Origin of the sequence: Streptomyces sp. NPDC006314 (assembly GCF_040613075.1) — a bacterium.
Lineage (GTDB): Bacteria > Actinomycetota > Actinomycetes > Streptomycetales > Streptomycetaceae > Streptomyces.
Window position 1 is genome coordinate 63,628 of the sequence record NZ_JBEXRL010000016.1, and the last position, 20,516, is coordinate 84,143.

18 protein-coding genes, 1 pseudogene and 1 riboswitch are annotated in these 20,516 nt (G+C 69.6%); of the genes and pseudogenes, 6 read left to right on the plus strand and 13 right to left on the minus strand.

What is annotated here, in order from left to right; all coding sequences use genetic code 11:
- Positions 1-227: 227 nt before the first annotated feature.
- Both cyc1 and ABZ079_RS26380 read left to right on the plus strand, forming a co-directional pair.
- Positions 228-1,313 (plus strand): epi-isozizaene synthase, encoded by a 1,086-nt coding sequence (gene cyc1, locus ABZ079_RS26375; RefSeq protein WP_356941928.1) that lies wholly within the window; start codon positions 228-230, stop codon positions 1,311-1,313.
- Complete coding sequence (locus tag ABZ079_RS26380) at positions 1,310-2,671, plus strand: cytochrome P450 (protein WP_356941929.1); 1,362 nt, start codon at positions 1,310-1,312, stop codon at positions 2,669-2,671. The genes cyc1 and ABZ079_RS26380 overlap by 4 nt, the downstream gene beginning before the upstream one ends.
- 66 nt (positions 2,672-2,737) lie before the next feature.
- Here the strand turns inward: ABZ079_RS26380 and ABZ079_RS26385 are convergent, their stop codons facing one another.
- From ABZ079_RS26385 to ABZ079_RS26420, 8 genes and pseudogenes are all read right to left on the minus strand, one after another.
- Entirely contained in the window at positions 2,738-3,700 is a 963-nt protein-coding gene (locus tag ABZ079_RS26385) for a helix-turn-helix domain-containing protein (RefSeq protein ID WP_356941930.1), read from the minus strand.
- 247 nt (positions 3,701-3,947) lie between these two features.
- A complete protein-coding gene (locus ABZ079_RS26390; protein WP_356941931.1) occupies positions 3,948-4,961 on the minus strand; it encodes a ribonucleotide-diphosphate reductase subunit beta in 1,014 nt (337 codons plus the stop codon).
- Positions 4,961-7,324 (minus strand): ribonucleoside-diphosphate reductase subunit alpha, encoded by a 2,364-nt coding sequence (locus ABZ079_RS26395; protein WP_356941932.1) that lies wholly within the window; start codon positions 7,322-7,324, stop codon positions 4,961-4,963. The genes ABZ079_RS26390 and ABZ079_RS26395 overlap by 1 nt, the downstream gene beginning before the upstream one ends.
- 145 nt (positions 7,325-7,469) lie before the next feature.
- A riboswitch (cobalamin riboswitch) is annotated at positions 7,470-7,547 on the minus strand.
- Between the two features lie 199 nt (positions 7,548-7,746).
- Complete coding sequence (gene mctP, locus ABZ079_RS26400) at positions 7,747-9,357, minus strand: monocarboxylate uptake permease MctP (RefSeq protein WP_356941933.1); 1,611 nt, start codon at positions 9,355-9,357, stop codon at positions 7,747-7,749.
- Positions 9,354-9,617, minus strand: coding sequence for a DUF3311 domain-containing protein (locus ABZ079_RS26405; RefSeq protein WP_356941934.1), 264 nt, complete (start codon positions 9,615-9,617; stop codon positions 9,354-9,356). Before ABZ079_RS26405 ends, mctP begins: the two co-directional genes overlap by 4 nt.
- 135 nt (positions 9,618-9,752) lie before the next feature.
- Positions 9,753-10,517, minus strand: a complete 765-nt coding sequence (locus tag ABZ079_RS26410) for a GntR family transcriptional regulator (protein ID WP_356941935.1) — start codon at positions 10,515-10,517, stop codon at positions 9,753-9,755.
- A gap of 238 nt (positions 10,518-10,755) precedes the next feature.
- Positions 10,756-11,541: a glucosamine-6-phosphate deaminase gene (gene nagB / locus ABZ079_RS26415; RefSeq protein ID WP_356941936.1), complete on the minus strand. Its 786-nt coding sequence runs from the start codon at positions 11,539-11,541 to the stop codon at positions 10,756-10,758.
- Positions 11,542-11,674: 133 nt separating this feature from the next.
- Positions 11,675-11,882, minus strand: a pseudogene (locus ABZ079_RS26420) (SDR family NAD(P)-dependent oxidoreductase); the annotation flags it as partial.
- Positions 11,883-11,973: 91 nt separating this feature from the next.
- Here ABZ079_RS26420 and ABZ079_RS26425 point away from each other — a divergent pair.
- On the plus strand, positions 11,974-12,603 hold the full coding sequence (locus ABZ079_RS26425) for a TetR/AcrR family transcriptional regulator (RefSeq protein ID WP_356941937.1): 630 nt from the start codon (positions 11,974-11,976) through the stop codon (positions 12,601-12,603).
- Between the two features lie 326 nt (positions 12,604-12,929).
- Positions 12,930-14,396 (plus strand): PAS domain-containing sensor histidine kinase, encoded by a 1,467-nt coding sequence (locus ABZ079_RS26430; RefSeq protein WP_356942021.1) that lies wholly within the window; start codon positions 12,930-12,932, stop codon positions 14,394-14,396.
- Between the two features lie 175 nt (positions 14,397-14,571).
- On the opposite strand, the gene ABZ079_RS26435 is transcribed toward ABZ079_RS26430, so the two are convergent.
- Both ABZ079_RS26435 and ABZ079_RS26440 read right to left on the minus strand, forming a co-directional pair.
- Positions 14,572-14,829 carry a WhiB family transcriptional regulator gene (locus ABZ079_RS26435; protein WP_003992873.1) on the minus strand — a complete coding sequence of 86 codons (258 nt, stop codon included), beginning with the start codon at positions 14,827-14,829 and terminating at the stop codon, positions 14,572-14,574.
- 320 nt (positions 14,830-15,149) lie between these two features.
- Positions 15,150-16,118 carry a diacylglycerol kinase family protein gene (locus tag ABZ079_RS26440; RefSeq protein WP_356941938.1) on the minus strand — a complete coding sequence of 323 codons (969 nt, stop codon included), beginning with the start codon at positions 16,116-16,118 and terminating at the stop codon, positions 15,150-15,152.
- A gap of 136 nt (positions 16,119-16,254) precedes the next feature.
- On the opposite strand from ABZ079_RS26440, the gene ABZ079_RS26445 reads away from it, so the two are divergent.
- Positions 16,255-16,707 carry a hypothetical protein gene (locus ABZ079_RS26445; RefSeq protein WP_356941939.1) on the plus strand — a complete coding sequence of 151 codons (453 nt, stop codon included), beginning with the start codon at positions 16,255-16,257 and terminating at the stop codon, positions 16,705-16,707.
- A 9-nt stretch (positions 16,708-16,716) separates the two neighbouring features.
- On the opposite strand, the gene ABZ079_RS26450 is transcribed toward ABZ079_RS26445, so the two are convergent.
- From ABZ079_RS26450 to ABZ079_RS26460, 3 genes are all read right to left on the minus strand, one after another.
- A complete protein-coding gene (locus tag ABZ079_RS26450; protein WP_356941940.1) occupies positions 16,717-17,850 on the minus strand; it encodes an RNA polymerase sigma factor SigF in 1,134 nt (377 codons plus the stop codon).
- Positions 17,847-18,263: an anti-sigma regulatory factor gene (locus ABZ079_RS26455; protein WP_189820337.1), complete on the minus strand. Its 417-nt coding sequence runs from the start codon at positions 18,261-18,263 to the stop codon at positions 17,847-17,849. Before ABZ079_RS26455 ends, ABZ079_RS26450 begins: the two co-directional genes overlap by 4 nt.
- 330 nt (positions 18,264-18,593) lie before the next feature.
- Positions 18,594-18,854 carry a UBP-type zinc finger domain-containing protein gene (locus ABZ079_RS26460; RefSeq protein WP_356941941.1) on the minus strand — a complete coding sequence of 87 codons (261 nt, stop codon included), beginning with the start codon at positions 18,852-18,854 and terminating at the stop codon, positions 18,594-18,596.
- A gap of 58 nt (positions 18,855-18,912) precedes the next feature.
- Between ABZ079_RS26460 and ABZ079_RS26465 the strand changes: the two genes are divergently transcribed.
- A complete protein-coding gene (locus ABZ079_RS26465; RefSeq protein ID WP_356941942.1) occupies positions 18,913-20,508 on the plus strand; it encodes a Na+/H+ antiporter in 1,596 nt (531 codons plus the stop codon).
- The last annotated feature ends 8 nt before the right edge of the window (positions 20,509-20,516 follow it).

A 20,516-nucleotide genomic window follows, 5' to 3' on the forward strand; every position in this document is an offset into this window, starting at 1 on the left:
GACCGCGGTTCGCTCGTACGTGCGTCGTGCAACCGATCGCTTCTGCGTTCCCGGGGCCCTTAACCGGTCACGCGAGGGGGATTCTCGGCACCGAACGGTAGTGAGTGGAGCAAATCCGTTCCCAGGACGGTGAGTTGTGGTGCTGAATGGAAGTGCGGGATACGCAACGGCGCACGCCCGGCTCAACGAGGGGTGTGCGCTCCCGGCGGCTGAGAGGGGTTTGTTCTGTGCAAGCTTTCCCACACAGCACCACAGTGACATCGACGGCGGTCGTGGTCCCACCCTCACTGGCACTCCCGGTGATCGAGTCCGCCTTTCCCCGGCGACTGCACCCGTATTGGCCGCGGCTCCAGGAGAAGACGCGGCGCTGGCTGCTGGAAAAACGGCTCATGCCGGCGGACAAGGTGCGGGAACATGCCGATGGGCTGTGCTACACCGACCTCATGGCGGGCTACTACACCAGTGCCCCGGACGAGGTCCTGCAGGCCATAGCCGACTACAGCGCCTGGTTCTTCGTCTGGGACGACCGCCACGACCGCTACGTCGTCCAAGGCCGGGTGGCCGACTGGCGCCGGCTGAGGTACCGCCTGCACGCGGCCCTCGACGCACCCGGGCACCATCTGCACCACCCCGACCCGATGGTCGCGGCCTTCGCCGACAGCATGCTGCGGCTGTACGGCTTCCTGCCGCAGACCTGGAACCAGCGGTTCGCCCGGCACTTCCACGCGGTGATCGAGGCCTACGACCGCGAGTTCCGCAACCGCACCGAGGGATACATACCCGGGGTCGCGGAATACCTCGCCCTGCGCCGTCACACCTTCGCGCACTGGATATGGACGGACCTGCTCGAGCCGAGTGCCGAGTGTGAACTCCCGGACGCGGTACGGAAAAACCCTGCCTATCAGCGGGCCGCGCTACTGAGTCAGGAATTTGCCGCCTGGTACAACGATCTGTGCTCACTGCCGAAGGAAATAGCGGGTGACGAGGTCCACAATCTAGGAATCAGTCTCATCAGTCATGAGGGGCTGACTCTCGAAGAAGCCGTGGACGAAGTCAGGCGGCGCGTCGAGAAATGCGTCAGTGAATTCCTCGACGCCGAGCGGGACGCCCTGCGATTCGCCGATGAGATCGCCGACGGCACGGTCGGCGGCAAGGAATTGAGCGTCGCCGTCCGCACCTGTGTCGGCAATATGCGCAACTGGTTCAGCTCCGTCTACTGGTTCCACCACGAGTCCGGCCGGTACATGGTCGACAACTGGGACGACCGGTCCACGCCCCCGTACGTCACCAACGAAGCGGCAGGTGAGAAATGACCGTCGAGTCCGTGAGGCCCGAGGCCACCGAACTGCGCGAACCGCCCCTGGCCGGGGGTGCCGTACCGGGCCTCGGGCACGGCCTGAAGCTGGTCCGCGACCCGCTCGCCTTCATGTCCCGGCTGCGCGAGCACGGCGACGTCGTACGCCTGAGGCTCGGACCCAAGACGGTGTACGCCGTCACCACGCCGGCGCTCACCGGCGCGCTGGCCCTGAGCCCTGACTTCAAGATCGACGGCCCGCTGTGGGAGTCCCTCGAAGGGCTGCTCGGCAAGGAGGGCGTGGCCACCGCCAACGGCCCCCGGCACCGGCGGCAACGGCGGACCATCCAGCCCGCGTTCCGGCTGGACGCGATACCGGACTACGGGCCGGTCATGGAGGAGGAGGCACACGCGCTGACCGAGCGATGGCGGCCCGGCGAGATCATCGACTGCACCTCCGAGTCCTTCCGGGTCGCCGTCCGTATCGCCGCCCGCTGCCTGCTGCGCGGCGAGTACATGGACGAGCGTGCCGAGCGGTTGAGTATCGACCTCGCCACCGTCTTCCGGGGAATGTACCGCAGGATGGTGATCCCGCTCGGACCGCTGTACCGGCTGCCGTTTCCGGCCAACCGCGAATTCAACCGGGCTCTGGCCGATTTGCATCTGCTGGTCGACGAGATCGTCGCGGAGCGGAGGGCATCTGGTCAAAAGCCGGACGATTTGCTGACGGCATTGCTGGAGGCGAAGGACGACAATGGCGAACCCATCGGGGAACAGGAGATCCACGACCAGGTTGTCGCGATACTCACCCCCGGCAGCGAAACTGTCGCGTCCACGATCATGTGGCTGCTGCACATCCTCGCGGAGCACCCGGAACACGCCGAGAAGGTACGGACCGAGGTCGAATCCGTGACCGGTGGCCGGCCGGTCGGATTCGAGCACGTTCGCGCCCTCACGCACACCAACAATGTCGTCGTCGAGGCCATGCGGCTCAGGCCCGCCGTATGGATATTGACGCGGCGCGCGGTGACCGACACCGCGCTCGGCGGCTATCGCATTCCGGCCGGGGCGGACATCGTCTACAGCCCGTACGCGATCCAACGCGACGCCCGCTCGTACGTCCGCCACCTCGACTTCGACCCCGACCGCTGGCTGCCCGGGCGGGCCGAGGAGGTGCCGAAGTACGCCATGAGCCCGTTCAGCGTCGGCAACCGCAAGTGCCCCAGCGACCACTTCTCCATGACGCAGCTGATCCTGATCACCGCGGCGATCTCGGCGAAGTACCGCTTCGAGCAGGTCAGCGGGTCGAACGACGGCACCCGTGTGGGCATCACGCTGCGCCCGCACAACCTGCTGCTGAAGCCCGTGGCGTGGTGAGGAGATGGGTGAGGGGCGGTTCCTGGCCGCCCCTGCCGACCGGCCGGTCCTGATACCGGCGCGCGCTCAGGCGGCCTCCGGGCCCCGGAACGCACGCCGGTAGGCGTTCGGGGTCGTCCCGAGCGCCCGGACGAACTGGTGCCGCAGCGCGGCCGCCGTACCGAACCCGGTGCGCCAGGCGATCGCGTCCATCGTCTCGTCCGTGCCCTCCAGCAACCGCTGTGCCAACAGCACCCGTTGGCGAAGGATCCACCGGTAGGGCGTGGTCCCCGTCTCCTGCTGGAAGCGGCGGGCGAAGGTGCGCGGTGCCATGTGGGCGCGGGCGGCGAGCTGCTCGACGGTCACCTCCTGGTCGAGGTGGGCCTCCATCCACGCCAGGACCTCCCCGACGGTGTCGCACGAGGTCCTCGGCAGCGGCCGCTCGATGTACTGTGCCTGTCCACCGTCCCGGTGCGGCGGCACCACCATCCGGCGGGCGATCTTGTTGGCGACCTCCGGGCCCTGCTCCCTGCGCACCAGGTGCAGACAGGCGTCGATCCCGGCGGCGGTGCCGGCGGAGGTGATCACCGGGTCCTCGTCCACGTACAGGACGTCCGGCTCGACGGTCACCCTCGGATACTGGCGGGCGAGCTCGTCCGCGTGGTGCCAGTGCACGGCGCAGCGCCGGCCGTCCAGCAATCCGGCCGCGGCGAGCACGAAGACGCCCGAGCAGACACTCAGCACCCGGGCGCCGCGGTCCACCCCGCGGCGCAGGGCCTGGAGCAGCTCGGGCGGGAACTCGCGGGAGTCGTAGCAGGCGCCGGCCGGCACGGCGATCAGGTCGGCCGACTCCAGGCGTTCCAGGCCGTGCTCGACCTGGAGGGAGAAGCCCGCGTGCGAGCGCAGCGTGGGGCCCTCGGCCGAGGCGACCGCGAAGTCGTACACCGGCAGGCCCTCATCGCTGCGGTCGGTGCCGAACACCTCGCATACCACGGCCAGTTCGAAGGGGTTCACGCCGTCCAGGAGCACGGCCACGACATTGCTCAGCATGCTGCCAGTATGCCTCGGCGGTGGCAGGAATTTGAAGATGTGTGGCAGTACTGCCACTCCCGGTAAGGAGCATTCGGCGCGACAGTGGTGTCATGAACGGAAACCAGATCGAAGGCCTGATCGGAATGCTCACCGTCCTCGGGATCCTGGTCCTCCTGGTCCTCCCGTCCGTGCTCGGTGTGGTGCGCGACAGGCGCATCGACCGGCAGCTCCGGGAGGCCCAGGAAGCCCGGGGAGGAAGGAGGGATCAGAAGTCCTCGTCCAGGTCGACCGTGCCCTCCACCGCGACCTGGTACGCCGACGGGCGGCGCTCGAAGAAGTTCGTCAGCTCCTGAACGCCCTGCAGCTCCATGAAGGAGAAGGGATTCTCCGAGCCGTACACCGGGGCGAAGCCGAGACGCGTCAGACGCTGGTCGGCGACGCATTCGAGGTACTGCCGCATGGAGTCGGTGTTCATGCCCGGCAGGCCGTCACCGCACAGGTCGCGCGCGAACTGCAGCTCGGCCTCGACGGCCTCCTTCAGCATGTCGGTGACCTGCTGCTGCAGCTCGTCGTCGAAGAGGTCCGGCTCCTCCTTGCGGACGGTGTCGACCACGTCGAAGGCGAAGGACATGTGCATCGTCTCGTCGCGGAACACCCAGTTGGTGCCGGTGGCCAGACCGTGCAGCAGACCCCGGCTGCGGAACCAGTAGACGTACGCGAAGGCGCCGTAGAAGAACAGCCCCTCGATGCACGCGGCGAAGCAGATCAGGTTGAGCAGGAAACGCCGGCGGTCGGCCGTGGACTCCAGCCGGTCCAGCTTCTCCACCGCGTCCATCCACCTGAAGCAGAACCCGGCCTTCTCGCGGATGGACGGGATGTTCTCCACGGCCGCGAAGGCGGCGGCGCGGTCGTCCGGGTCGGGGAGGTAGGTGTCGAGCAGCGTCAGATAGAACTGGACGTGCACGGCCTCCTCGAACAGCTGGCGCGACAGATACAGGCGCGCCTCCGGGGAGTTGATGTGCTTGTACAGCGTCAGCACCAGGTTGTTCGCCACGATCGAGTCGCCCGTCGCGAAGAACGCCACCAGGCGGCCGATCAGGTGCTGCTCGGCCGGCGTCAGCTTCGCGAGGTCGGCCACGTCCGAGTGGAGATCGACCTCCTCCACGGTCCAGGTGTTCTTGATGGCGTCCCGGTAGCGCTCGTAGAAGTCGGGGTAGCGCATCGGGCGGAGAGTCAGCTCGAAGCCGGGGTCGAGCAGGTTGGTGTTACGGGCGGTCATTACTGGCAGGCCTCGCAGGACTCGGGGTTCTCAAGGGAGCAGGCGACCGCGTCGGGGTCGGCGGCCTGCTGGACGGGGATGGACGTCCGGGTCTGCGCCTGGGCGGCGCGGGCGATGCGCGTCGCCGGGCGGGAGCGCAGGTAGTACGTCGTCTTCAGGCCCGACTTCCAGGCATACGCGTACATCGAGGAGAGCTTGCCGATGGTCGGCGTCTCCAGGAACAGGTTCAGGGACTGCGCCTGGTCCAGGAACGGAGTGCGGGCCGCGGCCATGTCGATCAGGCCGCGCTGCGGGATCTCCCACGCCGTGCGGTAGAGCGCCCGCACCTCCTCGGGGATCCAGGTGAAGTCCTGCACCGAGCCGTTGGAGTCGCGCAGCGCCTCCCGGGTGCGGGCGTCCCAGACACCAAGGCTCTTCAGGTCCTGCACCAGATACGAGTTGACCTGCAGGAACTCGCCCGACAGCGTCTCGCGCTTGAACAGGTTGGACACCTGCGGCTCGATGCACTCGTACACGCCCGCGATGGACGCGATGGTGGCCGTCGGTGCGATGGCGAGGAGCAGCGAGTTGCGCATGCCGACGGTCGCGATCCGCGTCCGCAGCGCCGCCCAGCGCTCCGGCCAGGTGAACTCCACTCCGTAGTGGTCGGGGTGCAGGACACCCTGGGCCGTACGGGTCTTCTCCCAGGCCGGCAGCGGGCCGTTGCGCTCGGCGAGGTCGGCGGAGGCCTCGTACGCGGCGAGCATGATGCGCTCGGCGATCCGGGTGGACAGGGCCTTCGCCTCGGGGGAGTCGAAGGGCAGACGCAGCTTGAAGAAGACGTCCTGCAGGCCCATCGCGCCGAGGCCGACGGGGCGCCACCTGGCGTTGGAGCGGCCCGCCTGCTCCGTCGGGTAGAAGTTGATGTCCACGACGCGGTCGAGGAAGGTGACGGCCGTGCGGACCGTCTCGTCCAGCCGCTCCCAGTCGATGTCCCCGGCGGTCACGAAGGCGCCGAGGTTGACCGACCCCAGGTTGCAGACCGCCGTCTCCCCGTCGTCGGTGACCTCCAGGATCTCCGTGCAGAGGTTGGACGAATGGACGACATGGTCCGCGGTCGCCGTCTGGTTCGCCGTGCGGTTGGCGGCGTCCTTGAACGTCATCCAGCCGTTGCCGGTCTGCGCGAGCGTGCGCATCATGCGGCCGTACAGGTCACGGGCCGGGATCGTCTTCTTCGCGAGCCCGGCGGCCTCGGCCTTGCGGTACGCGGCGTCGAACTCCTCACCCCACAGGTCCACCAGCTCCGGTACGTCCGCCGGGGAGAACAGCGACCACTGCTCATCGGCGTTGACCCGGCGCATGAACTCGTCCGGGATCCAGTGCGCCAGGTTCAGGTTGTGCGTACGGCGCGCGTCCTCACCGGTGTTGTCGCGCAGTTCCAGGAACTCCTCGATGTCGGAGTGCCAGGTCTCCAGGTACACCGCGGCCGCGCCCTTGCGCCGGCCGCCCTGGTTCACGGCGGCCACCGAGGCGTCCAGGGTCTTCAGGAACGGGACGATGCCGTTGGAGTGCCCGTTGGTGCCGCGGATCAGCGAACCGCGCGAACGGATGCGGGAGTACGAAAGGCCGATGCCGCCGGCGTGCTTGGAGAGGCGGGCGACCTGGTGGTAGCGGTCGTAGATGGAGTCCAGCTCGTCCAGCGGGGAGTCGAGCAGGTAGCAGGACGACATCTGCGGGTGCCGCGTACCGGAGTTGAAGAGCGTGGGGGAGGAGGGCAGGTAGTCGAGGCGGCTCATGAGCGCGTAGAGCGCCGCGACCTCGTCCACCGAGCGGGTGGTGTCGTCCTCGGCCAGGCCGGCGGCGACGCGCAGCATGAAGTGCTGTGGCGTCTCGACGACCTTGCGGGTGATCGGGTGCCGCAGCAGGTAGCGGCTGTGCAGGGTGCGCAGGCCGAAGTAGCCGAAGCGGTCGTCGGCGCTGGTGTCGATCAGCGCGTCGAGCCGCTCGGCGTGCAGCCGCACGAACGCGGCGGTCCGGTCCGCGATGAGCCCCTCCCGGTGCCCCACGGTGACGGACTCCGTGAAGGACGTGACACCCTGCGAGGCGGCCTCCTCCCGGATGGCGAGGGTCAGCAGGCGGGCGGCCAGCCTGGAGTAGGCGGGGTCCTCCGAGATCAGGCCGGCGGCCGCCTCCGTGGCCAGCTCGCGCAGCTCCGCCTCGTCGGCGTGGGCCGACCGGCCGCGCAGCGCTGCGGCGGCGACCCGGCCGGGGTCGGCGTCGGGGAGGTCGGCGGTCAGCTCGGTCAGGGTCCGCAGCAGCGCGGCACCGGGACCGTCGGTCTTCAGTTCGCTGACTGAAGCCGGGTCGGCTGGCGCGATGGTCACGTGGGGCTCTCCCTCGCTCGGCACGGGGCCTGGCGGAGGGCAGCGGGCAGCCACGAGCGCGCACGGCGCCGCGTCCACCGGCCCACTCCACGAGGCCCGGACGTCTCACGGCACCCGGACCGGACGGCCGGGCGCGCTGCCGGCAGGTCCTCGGACTGAACAGGCGTGCGGATGCACGCAAGTACACCGTTGCGGGACAGTTCCGGATTCGCACCGGATTCCCCTGCGGTGACAGCGAGGATGAGCATACATCTAGTGCCGGGCTGCCATGTCACCCCCAGATGTTGTGTCGCGCCGCTTCATAGCGTCAACGTGTAGGCGACGAGAGTGACCACAGCGGGCCGCCGTCGTCGCTTGACGACGGCGGCCCGCTGCGGGTCGTGTGCGGCCGGTCGCGCGGTTTCCGCGCACCTTGGGGCGCTTCAGTGACCGGCGCCCGCTGTCGCCGACGGAAGCTCCACCTGGACGCCCGGGTCGCCCGCGTCGGCCGTGTAGTCCTCCGGCCTGGTCTCGTCGACGCCCTCGGGGGCCTTCGCGGCCTTCAGGACGACGGTGAGCACCACGGTGACGACGACGTTCAGCACGAAGGCCGTGAGGCCGATGTAGCCGATCTCGCCGATACCGGGGATCTCCTTGGCGTTGCCACCGAAGTGCTTCTGCGTCGGGGAGGCGATCCCGTACGCGGCGACCGTGCCGTACACCATGCCGACCGCCCAGCCGGCCAGCAGCGCCCAGCGGTGGAACCAGCGGGTGAACAGGCCGCCGACCAGGGCCGGGAAGGTCTGCAGGATCCAGATGCCGCCCAGCAGCTGGAAGTTGATGGCGACCGTCTTGTCCATGGTGAGGACGAAGACCAGCGCGCCCACCTTCACCAGCAGCGACACGATCTTGGAGATCTGGGCCTCCTGCTTCGGCGTGGCGTCCGGCTTGATGAAGTCCTTGTAGATGTTGCGGGTGAAGAGGTTCGCCGCCGCGATGGACATGATCGCCGCCGGCACCAGCGCGCCGATGCCGATCGCCGCGAAGGCCACGCCCGCGAACCAGTCCGGGAACATGTCCTCGAACAGCTGAGGGATCGCCAGCTGCCCGTTGGTGACCTTCACCCCGGCCGCGATGGCCATGAAGCCCAGCAGCGCCAGCAGGCCCAGCATGAGCGAGTACAGCGGCAGGATCGTGGTGTTGCGGCGGATCACCTCACGGCTCCTGGACGACAGGGTCGCGGTGATCGAGTGCGGGTACATGAACAGGGCCAGCGCGGAGCCGAGCGCCAGGGTGGCGTAGGTCCACTGGCCCGCCGGGGCCGGTACGACACCGCCCACGCCCGTGGTCGAGAACCTCTCGCCCGCCTTGGCGAAGATGTCGTCGAAGCCGCCCAGTTCGGTCGGGATGTAGATGATCGCCACCGCGATGACGATGTAGATCAGCGTGTCCTTGACGAACGCGATCAGCGCGGGCGCGCGCAGTCCGGAGGAGTAGGTGTAGGCCGCCAGCACACCGAAGGCGATGAGCAGCGGGAGGTCCTTCACGAACCAGTTCGTGTTCTCCCCGCCCCCGACGCCCATCACGTCCAGCACCGCCTGGATGCCCACGAGCTGGAGCGCGATGTACGGCATCGTCGCCAGGATGCCGGTGAGCGCCACCGCCAGCGAGAGGCCCTTGGAGCCGAACCGGCCGCGCACGAAGTCGGAGGTCGTCACATAGCCGTGCTTGTGCGAGACCGACCACAGGCGGGGCAGGAACGTGAAGATCAGCGGGTAGACCAGGATCGTGTACGGCACCGCGAAGAAGCCGGACGCGCCCGCCGCGTAGATCGCCGCCGGTACGGCGACGAAGGTGTAGGCCGTGTACAGGTCGCCGCCGAGCAGGAACCAGGTGATCCAGGTACCGAACGACCGTCCGCCGAGGCCCCATTCGTCCAGCGAGTGCTCGTTCTCGGCCCTGCGCCAGCGCGCGGCCAGGAAGCCCATGACCGTGACGGCCAGGAAGAAGAAGATGAAGACGCCGAGCGCGACGCCGTTGACGCCGTCCTTCACTTCGCGGCACCCCCCGCCGCGCCCTTGCGGGAGCGCTGGTCGCGCTGCCACAGCTGGTACGCGACCATCGTGAGCATCGTGGAGATCAGCACCCAGAGCATCTGGTACCAGTAGAAGAACGGGATTCCGATGAACGTGGGGTCCGTCTTGGCGTACGAGCCGACCCACAGCATCGCCACGAAGGGCGCGATCAGACAGAGGCCGATGATCACCCGGGTCGGTGTGACGACCGGGGGTCTCATTTCAGGTGTTTCGGACATGCCATGGCTCCGTCCCCTCGCTGATCACCTGTGTAATGCGCAGGCAATCTAGGTGACGGCGTCATGGCACGGGAAGACCTCGTCCGCATAACGGTATGTCGATTTCGGGGTCATGGCGTGAAGACGCCTGCGCGGTCAGTCCTGCGGTCGCTTCAGGCGTGCCACGAACTTGTACCGGTCACCCCGGTACACCGACCGCACCCACTCCACCGGCTTGCCCTCGCGGTCCAGGGAGTGCCGGGAGAGCATCAGCATCGGCAGACCCACGTCGGTGCCGAGCAGACCCGCCTCACGGGGGGTGGCCAGGGAGGTCTCGATGGTCTCCTCGGCCTCGGCGAGGTGGACGTCGTAGACCTCGGCGAGCGCGGTGTACAGGGACGTGTACTTCACGAGCGAGCGGCGCAGCGCAGGGAAGCGCTTGGCGCTCAGATGGGTGGTCTCGATCGCCATGGGCTCGCCGTTGGCCATGCGCAGCCGCTCGATGCGCAGCACGCGCCCGCCGGCGGTGATGCCGAGCAGTTCGGCGAGCCGGTCGTCGGCGGTGATGTAGCCGATGTCCAGCAGCTGCGAGGTCGGCTCCAGGCCCTGGGCGCGCATGTCCTCGGTGTACGAGGTGAGCTGCAGCGCCTGGGAGACCTTCGGCTTGGCGACGAAGGTGCCCTTGCCCTGGATGCGTTCGAGCCGGCCCTCCACGACCAGTTCCTGGAGGGCCTGGCGGACGGTGGTGCGGGAGGTGTCGAACTCTGCGGCCAGCGTGCGCTCGGGCGGGACCGGCGTGCCCGGCGCCTGCGTCTCCGTCATGTCGAGCAGGTGCTTCTTCAAGCGGTAGTACTTGGGCACGCGCGCGGTACGGACGGTGGTGCCGGCCTCGTTCTCCGCACTGCTGACGTCGGTGCTCATGCTCTGCCTTCCCGGCTCCGGATGCCGAAAGCGGCCGACCTGGCATCGGCCACGGCTCACATCGTGGCACGGCTTCGTGTGTCAGGAGTCCACCCGCACGCTCCGTGATCTCTTCTGTATACCGGTGCGCCCTCTGTTGGTCTAGGCCATCGGGCCGCAGTGCGCGCGGTTGGACGGCGCCCCGGTCCCGCCGGCCCGCCCCGCGCCGGCGCCGGTGTCGCCGCAGCGGCCTCGGTGGCTAGAGCCCCTGCCAGTCCGGCTTGTCGGCGTAGGTGTGGCGGAAGTAGTCCGCCAGCTTGAGCTTGGCCGCAGCCGCCTCGTCGGCGACCACCGTGGCGTGCGGGTGGAGCTGGAGCGCGGAGGCCGGGCAGACCGCCGCTACCGGGCCCTCGACGGTCGCGGCGACCGCGTCCGCCTTGCCCTCGCCGGTCGCCAGCAGCACCAGGTGGCGGGCCTCCAGGATCGTGCCGATGCCCTGGGTGATGACGTGGTGCGGGACCTGCTCGATGTCACCGTCGAAGAAGCGGGCGTTGTCGATCCGGGTCTGCTCGGTGAGGGTCTTGATCCGGGTGCGCGAGGCGAGCGAGGAGCACGGCTCGTTGAACCCGATGTGCCCGTCGGTTCCGATACCGAGCAGCTGCAGGTCGACCCCGCCGGCCTCGGCGAGCGCGCGGTCGTACGCCTCGCACGCCGCCGGCACGTCCTCGGCCGTGCCGTCCGGGCCCATGAACGCGTCCATGCCTATCCGGAGCGGCTCCAGCACCTCCCGGCGCAGCACCGAGCGGTAGGACTCGGGGTGGTCGGCGGGCAGTCCCACATACTCGTCGAGCTGGGCGATCCGCGCCCGCGAGGCGTCCACGGCGCCGGAGCGCACCTTGGCGGTCAGCGCCTGGTAGACGGGCAGCGGGGTGGAGCCGGTGGCCACGCCGAGCAGGGCGTCGGGCTTGCGTCGCAACAGCCGGGCGATGGCCTCGGCGATCAGCTCGCCGCCCGCGGCGGCGTCCGGAACGATGACAACTTCCACGCTTGGGCCTGCCGTTCCTGAAGAGGGCTCTGTGCGTCTCCTATGTGGTTTAGACCAATCTAACAGAATCGGCGTGCGCCGGCCGGGGTGACGAGCGCACGGAGCCCGGACGGCTCAGGTGCAGGGAGCCTCGCTCGGCGTCCCCCGGCGTCCCCAGCTCCACCCCGATCGTGAGCCGCCGGCCGCCTCGATGGCCGCGACGGTCTCCTTCGCGGCCATCTCGTTGCCTGTAGTGCACGGCCACCCGTGCCCCGCCGCGCCCCAGCCGCTCGGCGATCCCCCGACCGATGCCCCCGGCTCGCGCCCGTGACCAGCGCCGTCTTCCCCGTGAGCGCACCCATGACCGCCCTCCATAATTCTCTAATGGTCGCTACAGAAAGACGGTACACCCATCCACCGCAGCTTTTCTAGGGGTCGCTATAAAATGAGCCCATGGCGACGGGTCAGGACACGCAGGAGCAGGGCGGCAAGAGCCGGACGCGGGGCCGGCCCCGCTCCTTCGACCGGGCCACCGCGCTGGAGAAGGCTCTGATGGCCTTCTGGGAGCACGGGTACGAGGCCACCTCGATCTCCGACCTCACCCAGACCATGGGTATCGGCGCGCCCAGTCTCTACGCGGCCTTCGGCGACAAGCGGACCCTCTTCGGTGAGGTCGTCCAGGTCTACGCCCGTACGCACGGCGCCTTCACCGACCGCGCCCTCGCGGAGGAGCCCACGGCGCGGGCGGCCGTCGCGCGCATGCTCCGTGAGGCCGCCGCCGAGTACACCGACCCGGCCCATCCGTACGGCTGCCTGGTCGTGCACGCGGCCACCAACTGCACCAGCCCCGAGGTGGAGGCGCTGCTGCGCGATGGGCGCAACGCGAGCATCGCCGCCCTCGAGACCCGGATCCGCGCCGACGTCGCCGTCGGGCTGCTGCCGGCCGGCACCGACGCGGCCGCCCTGGCCCGGTACGCCAGCGCCCTGCTCCAGGGCATGTCCCAGCAGGCCCGCGACGGGGCGAGCCGGGCGGAACTGGAGTCCCTGGCGGAAATTGCCATGACCATCTGGCCCCACGACTGACCGGGGCGGGCTAGGCTGCGTGGCATCGCGTGCCATTCTTCGGGGGCGTGCGGTCGCACCATGGACACGCCTTCATGGTCTAGTCCACAATCCAAGTGAACAAGCCTCCGTCTTCCCCGCACAGGAAGGCGGATCGAGGAACCGGAGCTCTCTGCCCTGACTGCCCCGGCTCCTCGACCTTCGGCCGACCGGGACCGCACACCCCGCGGCCGATGATGCTCCGGGCTGCGGTGCCGGGAGGGTTGAGGGTCCCTTCCAGGCGCCGCGGCCCGCGGGTGTTTTTCGGCCACCCGCGGGGCCCCGGTACGCTCGCACACGTGCCCTCCATGAACGAACTCGTACGCCAGCACACGGCCCTCGACGACTCCGACCTCGAGTGGCTCCACCTGCTGGTCTCGGAGTGGCAGCTGCTCTCCGACCTCTCCTTCGCCGATCTGGTCCTGTGGGTCCCGACCCGCGACGGCACCCGGTACGTCTCGGTCGCCCAGATGCGCCCCAACACCGGCCCGACCTCCTACCAGGACGACATGGTCGGACACCTGGTCCCGCGCGGCCGCCGGCCCATGCTGGACGCGGCGCTGGACGAGGGCCGGATCGTGCGTGAGGGCGACCCGGAGTGGCGGGAAGAGGTGCCCGTACGGGTCGAGTCCATCCCCGTACGCCGTGAGGGCCGCGTCCTCGGCGTGATCGCCCGCAACACCAACCTGCTCACCGTCCGCACCCCGAGCCGCCTGGAGCTGACGTACCTCCAGAGCGCCTCGGACCTCGCGCAGATGATCGCGGCCGGCTCCTTCCCCTTCTCCGACCAGCAGGTCGACATGGACGCCTCGCCGCGCGTCGGCGACGGCCTGATCCGGCTGGACGCGGACGGCGTCGTCCAGTACGCCTCCCCGAACGCCCTGTCCGCCTACCACCGCCTCGGCCTCGCCGCCGACCTGGTCGGCCACCACCTCGGGCAGACCACCGCCGAACTCGCCCCGACCCGGGGCCCGGTGGACGAGGCGCTCGCCAAGGTGGCCAGCGGCTGGGCGCCGCGCGAGTTCGAGATCGAGGCCAACGACGGGGTCATCCAGTTCCGGGCCATCCCGCTCAAGCCCAAGGGCACCCGCATCGGTTCACTGGTGCTGTGCCGGGACGTCACGGAACTGCGGCGCCGCGAACGCGAGTTGATCACCAAGGACGCGACCATCCGGGAGATCCACCACCGGGTCAAGAACAACCTCCAGACGGTCGCCGCCCTGCTGCGCCTCCAGGCCCGGCGCATCGACTCCGACCGCGGCCGGGAGGCCCTGGAGGAGGCCGTACGACGGGTCGGCTCCATCGCGATCGTCCATGAGACGCTGTCGCAGAACCTGGACGAGCGCGTGGAGTTCGACGACATCGCCGACCGGGTACTGGCGATGGTCGCCGAGATCTCGCCGGGCAAGGTGACCGGCCGGCGCAGCGGACGGTTCGGGATACTCGACGCCGAGGTCGCCACCCCGCTGTCGATGGTCCTCACCGAAGTCCTGCAGAACGCCCTGGAGCACGGCTTCCGCCAGGGCGACACCGGCACGGTCGAGGTCTCCGCGGTCCGCGGCGGCACCTCGAAGGAGGCCCGCCTCCTGGTCACCGTCCAGGACGACGGCGTCGGCCTGCCCGAGGGCTTCGACCCGCACCGCTCGGGCAACCTCGGCCTGCAGATCGTACGGACACTGGTGGAGGGCGAGTTGGGCGGCACCTTCGACATGGTCCCGGCGCCGGGGCGGGGGACGCGGGTGATCCTGGACATTCCGGTGCGGGCGCAGAAGTAACGGGCCGAAGCGGGAACGCGCTCCGCACAGCATTGAGCCCCGGACCACTGGGTGATCCGGGGCTTAAGCTCGAAGCTATGCGCATCGGGGGTACTGCGCGCTGCGGCTCGGGGGCGGGAGATGCGTACTCGCTGTACGCGCCGCCAAGCTCAGGCTGTCAGCAGGGGTGGGAGTGTCAGGCGGAGGCCTGACGAGCCCGGTTGCGGGCGGCACGGCGCTTCATCGCGCGACGCTCGTCCTCGCTGAGACCACCCCAGACGCCGGAGTCCTGGCCGGACTCGAGCGCCCACTGCAGACACTGCTCGATCACCGGGCAGCGACGGCAGACGGCCTTGGCTTCCTCGATCTGCAGCAGCGCAGGACCGGTGTTGCCGATGGGGAAGAAGAGCTCGGGGTCTTCCTCGCGGCAAACGGCGTTGTGACGCCAGTCCATGGCTGCTACCTCTCCTTGGTATTACGTGCAAGTTGCTTGTGAATGTGAACGCTTTCACGAATCCCTCAACAAGTGAAGGGCCGACCGCCGAGTCTTCCCCGGCGTGGTCCTGTGTTTGAAGAGGGGTTCTGGTGATCAGTGGAGGCTGGTGTTGCGGGCCGTCCCGATCGCCACGTAGAGACTCGCAAACCTCAGCGGCGGATACAACCCCTTCCGGAAAGTTTTTTTTGATTCCTCGGTGTCGACTAGGTCACAGCCGTACTTCCATGGGGTGGATCCTGGCCTAAACGTTCGAGTGAAAGGACTTTCGCCCGTTCCGCTCACACAATCACACGCAGTGCACGGCGTACGCCTGTGAACGTCACGCTTGTACGCAGCCCCAGGTGGTCACCGTCCATCTGCAGGGGCAGAGGCACCTTCGAATGCAAGGTGAACCGGTCCAGGTCGTGCAATGAGACGGCATGCTTTCCCTGGGGTCCCCGGTCGGGGGACGAAGTGAGCAACTGGGTGCCATACCGGGCAACCGCGGCTGTCGACAGACGGCTGAGACCGAGCACGTCGATGCCGGTATCGAACGAGGCCTTAGGCGATGTGTACATGGGGCGATTGCCGAGATACGTCCAAGGGGACGCGTTCGAGGCTATGGCGACGACGAGATCCTCGACCGGGTCCTCGCCGGGCCGTTCGAGGGTGATCGTGCCGTGCCGGCGGTTGGGCTCGCCGAGGAACTGCCGGATCACCTGACGTACGTACAACGCGTGTGTCGACTTCTTGCCTTGCTCGCGCTGCTGTTCGACCCGGCCGACCACGCCCGCGTCGAAGCCGAGCCCGGCGTTGAAGGTGAACCAGCGGGCCGGGACCGCCTCGTCCTCGGTGCCGGGCGTGCCGGAGGTCAGCCCGAGGCCGACCACCCGTTCCCGGCCCTCGCGCAGGGCGTCCAGCAGGGCGCCGGTGGCTTCGACGGGATCGTTGGGCAGGCCGAGGGCCCGGGCGAAGACGTTCGTGGAGCCGCCGGGGACGACGGCCAGGCCGGGCAGCCGCTCCGGGGCGGGGCCGCCGTGCAGAAGGCCGTTGACCACCTCGTTGACGGTGCCGTCACCGCCGAGGGCGACCACCATGTCGATGTCGTCGCTCTCCGCCGCATGCCGGCCGAGGTCGCGCGCGTGTCCGCGGTACTCGGTGGTGACCGCCTCCAGCTTCATCTCGCTGGCCAGCGCGTGGATCAGCACATCACGTCTGCGCGCGCTTGTGGTGGTTGCCGCCGGATTGACCACGAGAAGTGCACGCATGCATGGCAGCGTACCTACTGGGTGGTACCCGGCCCAGACCGAGGTGGGGATCGGGGAGGAGAAGAGCGCGTGAGTCCGGGCACTCGCGGGTACCGGGCACGGGAGGGCGTTCCGGCGGGCGGGCTACCCTGCTGGAGTGAGCAGTGAGCAGAACCACGCCCAGGACAGCGCGGACACCGCCGAGGCCGCCGGGCCGCGTCCGCGGCGGCTGACGTATGCGGCCGTGCTGGCCGGGCTCGAGGGGGTCGCCCTGGTGGCCGGCGGCCTCTGGGTGCTCGTCCTCGGACTCACCGGCGACCCCGACGACCGGCAGCAGGCCGTGACCCTGGGGATCACGCTGGTCGTGCTCGCGCTGCTGCCGCTGCTCGCCGCGCGCGGGCTGCTGCTCCGCCGCGGCTGGAGCCGGGGTCCGGCGGTGATCACGCAGGTCATGGCCCTTCCGGTGGCCTACAACCTGGTTCAGGCCGACAGCATGGCCATCCCGGCCGGTATCGCCCTGGCGGTGGTCGCCGTGGCGGCGCTGGTGCTCCTGGTCAACGGCGAGACGACCCGGGCCCTCGGTATCAAGGGACCGGGCCGGGCCGAGTAGACAGGCGCTCTACTCCTCCACCAGCAGCTTCTCCCGTAGCTGGGCCAGTGTGCGGGCCAGCAGCCGGGAGACGTGCATCTGGGAGATGCCGACTTCCTGCGCGATCTGCGACTGGGTCATGTTCCCGAAGAAGCGCAGCAGCAGGATCCGCTTCTCGCGCGGTGGCAGGTCCTCCAGCAGCGGCTTGAGGGACTCGCGGTACTCCACGCCCTCCAGCGCCTCGTCCTCGGCGCCGAGGGTGTCGGCGACCGCCGGTGACTCGTCGTCGGTGTCGGGGACGTCCAGGGACAGCGTGGAGTACGCGTTCGCGGACTCCAGGCCCTCCAGGACCTCCTCCTCGGAGATGGCGAGCTTCTCGGCCAGCTCGTGGACCGTGGGGGAGCGGCCGTGCAGCTGGGACAGCTCGGCCGTCGCCGTGGTCAGCGCCAGCCGCAGCTCCTGCAGCCGCCGCGGCACGCGGACCGCCCAGCCCTTGTCGCGGAAGTGCCGCTTGATCTCGCCGACGACGGTCGGGGTGGCGTACGTGGAGAACTCCACGCCGCGCTCCGGGTCGAACCGGTCGACGGACTTGATCAGGCCGATCGTGGCGACCTGGGTGAGGTCGTCCAGCGGCTCGCCGCGGTTGCGGAACCGCCGCGCCAGATGCTCCACGAGCGGCAGGTGCATCCGGACCAGCTTGTTGCGCAGCTCCGCGTACTCCGTGCTGCCCGCGTCCAGCTTGCGCAGCTCGACGAACATCGCCCGCGCCCCGCTGCGGTCCTGGGCGGCGTGCGGTGCGGCCTGCACGGCCTCCTTGCCCGGCGCGTCGTCCTCGGCGTACCGCTCGTGCTCGCTCATCGTCCCGCCCGTAGCCCTTCCCCGAGGCCCAGCCTTCGCGCGGCCGGCGGGGGCGACCCCGCCGCGTCCCCGCGAAGGTGCGCCCTGCACGGCACTGTCACTGCCGCCCCGTGCGGAGTCGTCCTCCGGGTGCGGCCTGGCCTGCTCGGGGATGCCGTCGATGCCGTCCGCCATACGCCGGGAACCGTCCCGCGGGCCGTCCCCGGACGTCTCGGCCGTGTTCGACCAGGGGGCTCCCCCGTCCCCGGTCGGCAGCTCGCGTGTGCCGCGCTCTTCGTCCCGCACCGGACCGTCCCCGTTCCTCACGCCGGGCCGGGGCCCGCGCCGCGCTGTTTGTAGAGGCTGATCGACACGGTCTTGTCCTCGTCGACGGCGGACGAGACCTTGCCCGCGAGGGCCGACAGCACGGTCCAGGCGAAGGTGTCCCGCGAGGGGGCGTGGCCGTCCGTGGTCGGCGCCGAGACCGTGACCTCCAGCGAATCGTCGACGAGCCGGAAGACGCAGCTGAGCACGGAGCCGGGCACGGCCTGCTGGAGCAGGATCGCGCAGGCCTCGTCCACGGCGATGCGCAGGTCCTCGATCTCGTCCAGGGTGAAGTCCAAGCGGGCCGCCAGACCGGCCGTGGCCGTCCGCAGCACCGACAGGTAGGCACCCGCAGCCGGAAGCCGGACTTCCACGAAGTCCTGGTTCGCCACGGGCTCGCCTGCGATCTGGGACACCCTCACCTCCATGGTGGTACAAGCTTTACGGGGCCGATGGTCGCCCCCCGGGGTAACGCGTAGGTGGTTCCGCGGTGACGCTATCGCGCTCCGAACGTTCCTGTCCCGGGACCCCGGGCCCCCTGGCGTCACTCACAGTAAAGCTGTGGATACGCTCCGTGTCTAGGGGGTCGGCGGGCCCAAATGGGAAGAGCGCGCGCCGGGTTGACGTACCCAGACGTCAGACGCTCGAACCGTCGTGCGGCCGCGGCCGCAAGCAGTGTCACACGAAAACCCGGCCGGACGGGAACGCGGGACGAGACCGCACGTGAGTGCCGTCCGAGCGCGCGCTCAGACGAGGACATGGTCGACGAAGCACCACCGCCAGTCCTCGCCCGGCTCGAAGGTCCGCATCACCGGATGACCGGTCCTCTCATGGTGCTCCGTCGCGTGCCGCCCCGGCGAGGAGTCGCAGCAGCCGATGTGGCCACAGGTCAGACAGAGACGCAGCTGCACCGGGTGCGTGCCGTCCCGCAGACACTCCGGGCAGGTCTCGTTCAGCGCCTCCGGTTCCGGGTGCGGCAGCGCGTCGGCGTGCGTGCACTGTTTCATGATTGCCAGATTACGACGGGTGTGCGGGTGACCGCGCGGAAAGAGGGCGGGCGAGGACATGGACGTGATGCCGCTGCTGTTGCTGGTGGCGGGGAGCGCGGCGGTGGCGGGAGCCGCGCGCCGTACACCGGTGCCCGCGCCGCTGTTGCTGGTCGCGGTCGGCCTGACGGTCTCGTACCTCCCCGGGGTGCCGCACTACACACTGGACCCCGAGATCGTCCTGCCCCTGGTGCTGCCCCCGCTGCTGTACAAGGAGGGCACCGAGAGTTCGTACCTCGACCTGCGGGCGCAGATGCGGCCCGTGGGTCTGCTGTCGATCGGGTACGTGCTCTTCGCGACCTTCGCCGTGGGCTGGGTCGCCTACCTCGTCGTGCCGGGGCTGCCGCTGCCCGCGGCTGTGGTGCTGGGTGCGGTGGTGGCACCGACGGACGCGGTCGCGGCCGCCGCGATCGCGCGCCGGGTGGGGCTCCCGTCCCGGATCACCACCATCCTTCAGGGCGAGTCCCTGCTCAACGACGCCACCGCGATCACCGCCTACAAGGTGGCCCTCGGCGCCGCCGTCGGCGAGGGTGCCACCTGGATCGGCGGGATCGGCGAGTTCCTGCGGGCCGCGGTCGGCGGTGTCCTCGTCGGACTGGTGCTCATGGTGCCGATCCACTGGCTGCGCACGCACCTCAAGGAGGCGCTGCTGCAGAACACCCTCTCGCTGCTGATCCCGTTCGCGGCCTACGGCGTGGCCGAGCAGGTCCACGGCTCCGGCGTCCTCGCGGTGGTGGTGGTCGCGGTCTATCTCGGGCACCGCGCGTGGGAGGTCGACTTCGCCACCCGCCTCCAGGAGGCGGCGGTGTGGCGCATGGTGGCCTTCCTGCTGGAGTCGGCGGTCTTCGCGCTGATCGGCCTCCAGCTGCCGTTGGTGCTCCGGGGCCTTCGGGAGTACCACGGGATCGACGCCCTCTGGTATGCGGTCGCGGTCTTCCTCGTGGTCGTCGTCACCCGGTTCGTATGGGTGTACCCGGCGACCTTCCTCCCGCGCCTGCTGTCCCGCCGCATCCGCGAGCGCGAGGAGAACCCGACCTGGCGGGCACCGATCGTGACGTCGTGGGCCGCGATGCGGGGTGTGGTGTCGCTGGCCATCGCTTTCTCGATCCCGCTCGAGGTGGGCGACGGCAGCTCCTTTCCGCAGCGGAACCTGATCCTCTTCCTGACCTTCTCCGCGGTCATCGGCACGCTGGTCGTGCAGGGCCTGACGCTCGCGCCGCTGATCCGCCTGCTGAGCTTCCCCGGCCGCGACCGGCAGGCCGAGACGCTCGCCGAGGCCAACGCCCAGGCGCAGGCCTCCCGGGCCGCCGAGACCTGCCTCGACGAACTCCTCTCCGACGAGCGCAACACCCTTCCCCCACCGCTCGCCGACCGGCTGCGCCAGGTCCTGGAGCGCCGCCGCAACTCCGTCTGGGAGCGCCTCGGCCAGACCAACCCGGTCACCGGCGAGTCCGTGGACGACACCTACCGCCGGCTGTCCCGCGAGATGATCAGCGCCGAGCGCGAGGTCTTCGTCAACCTCCGCGACCACCGCTACATCGACGACGAGATGCTGCGGGTGCTGCTGCGCCGGCTGGACCTGGAGGAGGCCGCGGCCTACCGGGAGACCGCGTGAGAGGGAAT

Coding starts and splice junctions, on each gene's coding strand:
- ABZ079_RS26425 (WP_356941937.1), top strand. CDS start 11,974: ATGGCGACGGGTCAGGACACGCAGGAGCAGGGCGGCAAGAGCCGGACG.
- ABZ079_RS26410 (WP_356941935.1), bottom strand. CDS start 10,517: ATGAGCACCGACGTCAGCAGTGCGGAGAACGAGGCCGGCACCACCGTC.
- ABZ079_RS26465 (WP_356941942.1), top strand. CDS start 18,913: ATGGACGTGATGCCGCTGCTGTTGCTGGTGGCGGGGAGCGCGGCGGTG.
- ABZ079_RS26380 (WP_356941929.1), top strand. CDS start 1,310: ATGACCGTCGAGTCCGTGAGGCCCGAGGCCACCGAACTGCGCGAACCG.
- ABZ079_RS26405 (WP_356941934.1), bottom strand. CDS start 9,617: ATGTCCGAAACACCTGAAATGAGACCCCCGGTCGTCACACCGACCCGG.
- ABZ079_RS26390 (WP_356941931.1), bottom strand. CDS start 4,961: ATGACCGCCCGTAACACCAACCTGCTCGACCCCGGCTTCGAGCTGACT.
- ABZ079_RS26430 (WP_356942021.1), top strand. CDS start 12,930: ATGAACGAACTCGTACGCCAGCACACGGCCCTCGACGACTCCGACCTC.
- ABZ079_RS26435 (WP_003992873.1), bottom strand. CDS start 14,829: ATGGACTGGCGTCACAACGCCGTTTGCCGCGAGGAAGACCCCGAGCTC.
- ABZ079_RS26460 (WP_356941941.1), bottom strand. CDS start 18,854: ATGAAACAGTGCACGCACGCCGACGCGCTGCCGCACCCGGAACCGGAG.
- ABZ079_RS26385 (WP_356941930.1), bottom strand. CDS start 3,700: ATGCTGAGCAATGTCGTGGCCGTGCTCCTGGACGGCGTGAACCCCTTC.
- ABZ079_RS26440 (WP_356941938.1), bottom strand. CDS start 16,118: ATGCGTGCACTTCTCGTGGTCAATCCGGCGGCAACCACCACAAGCGCG.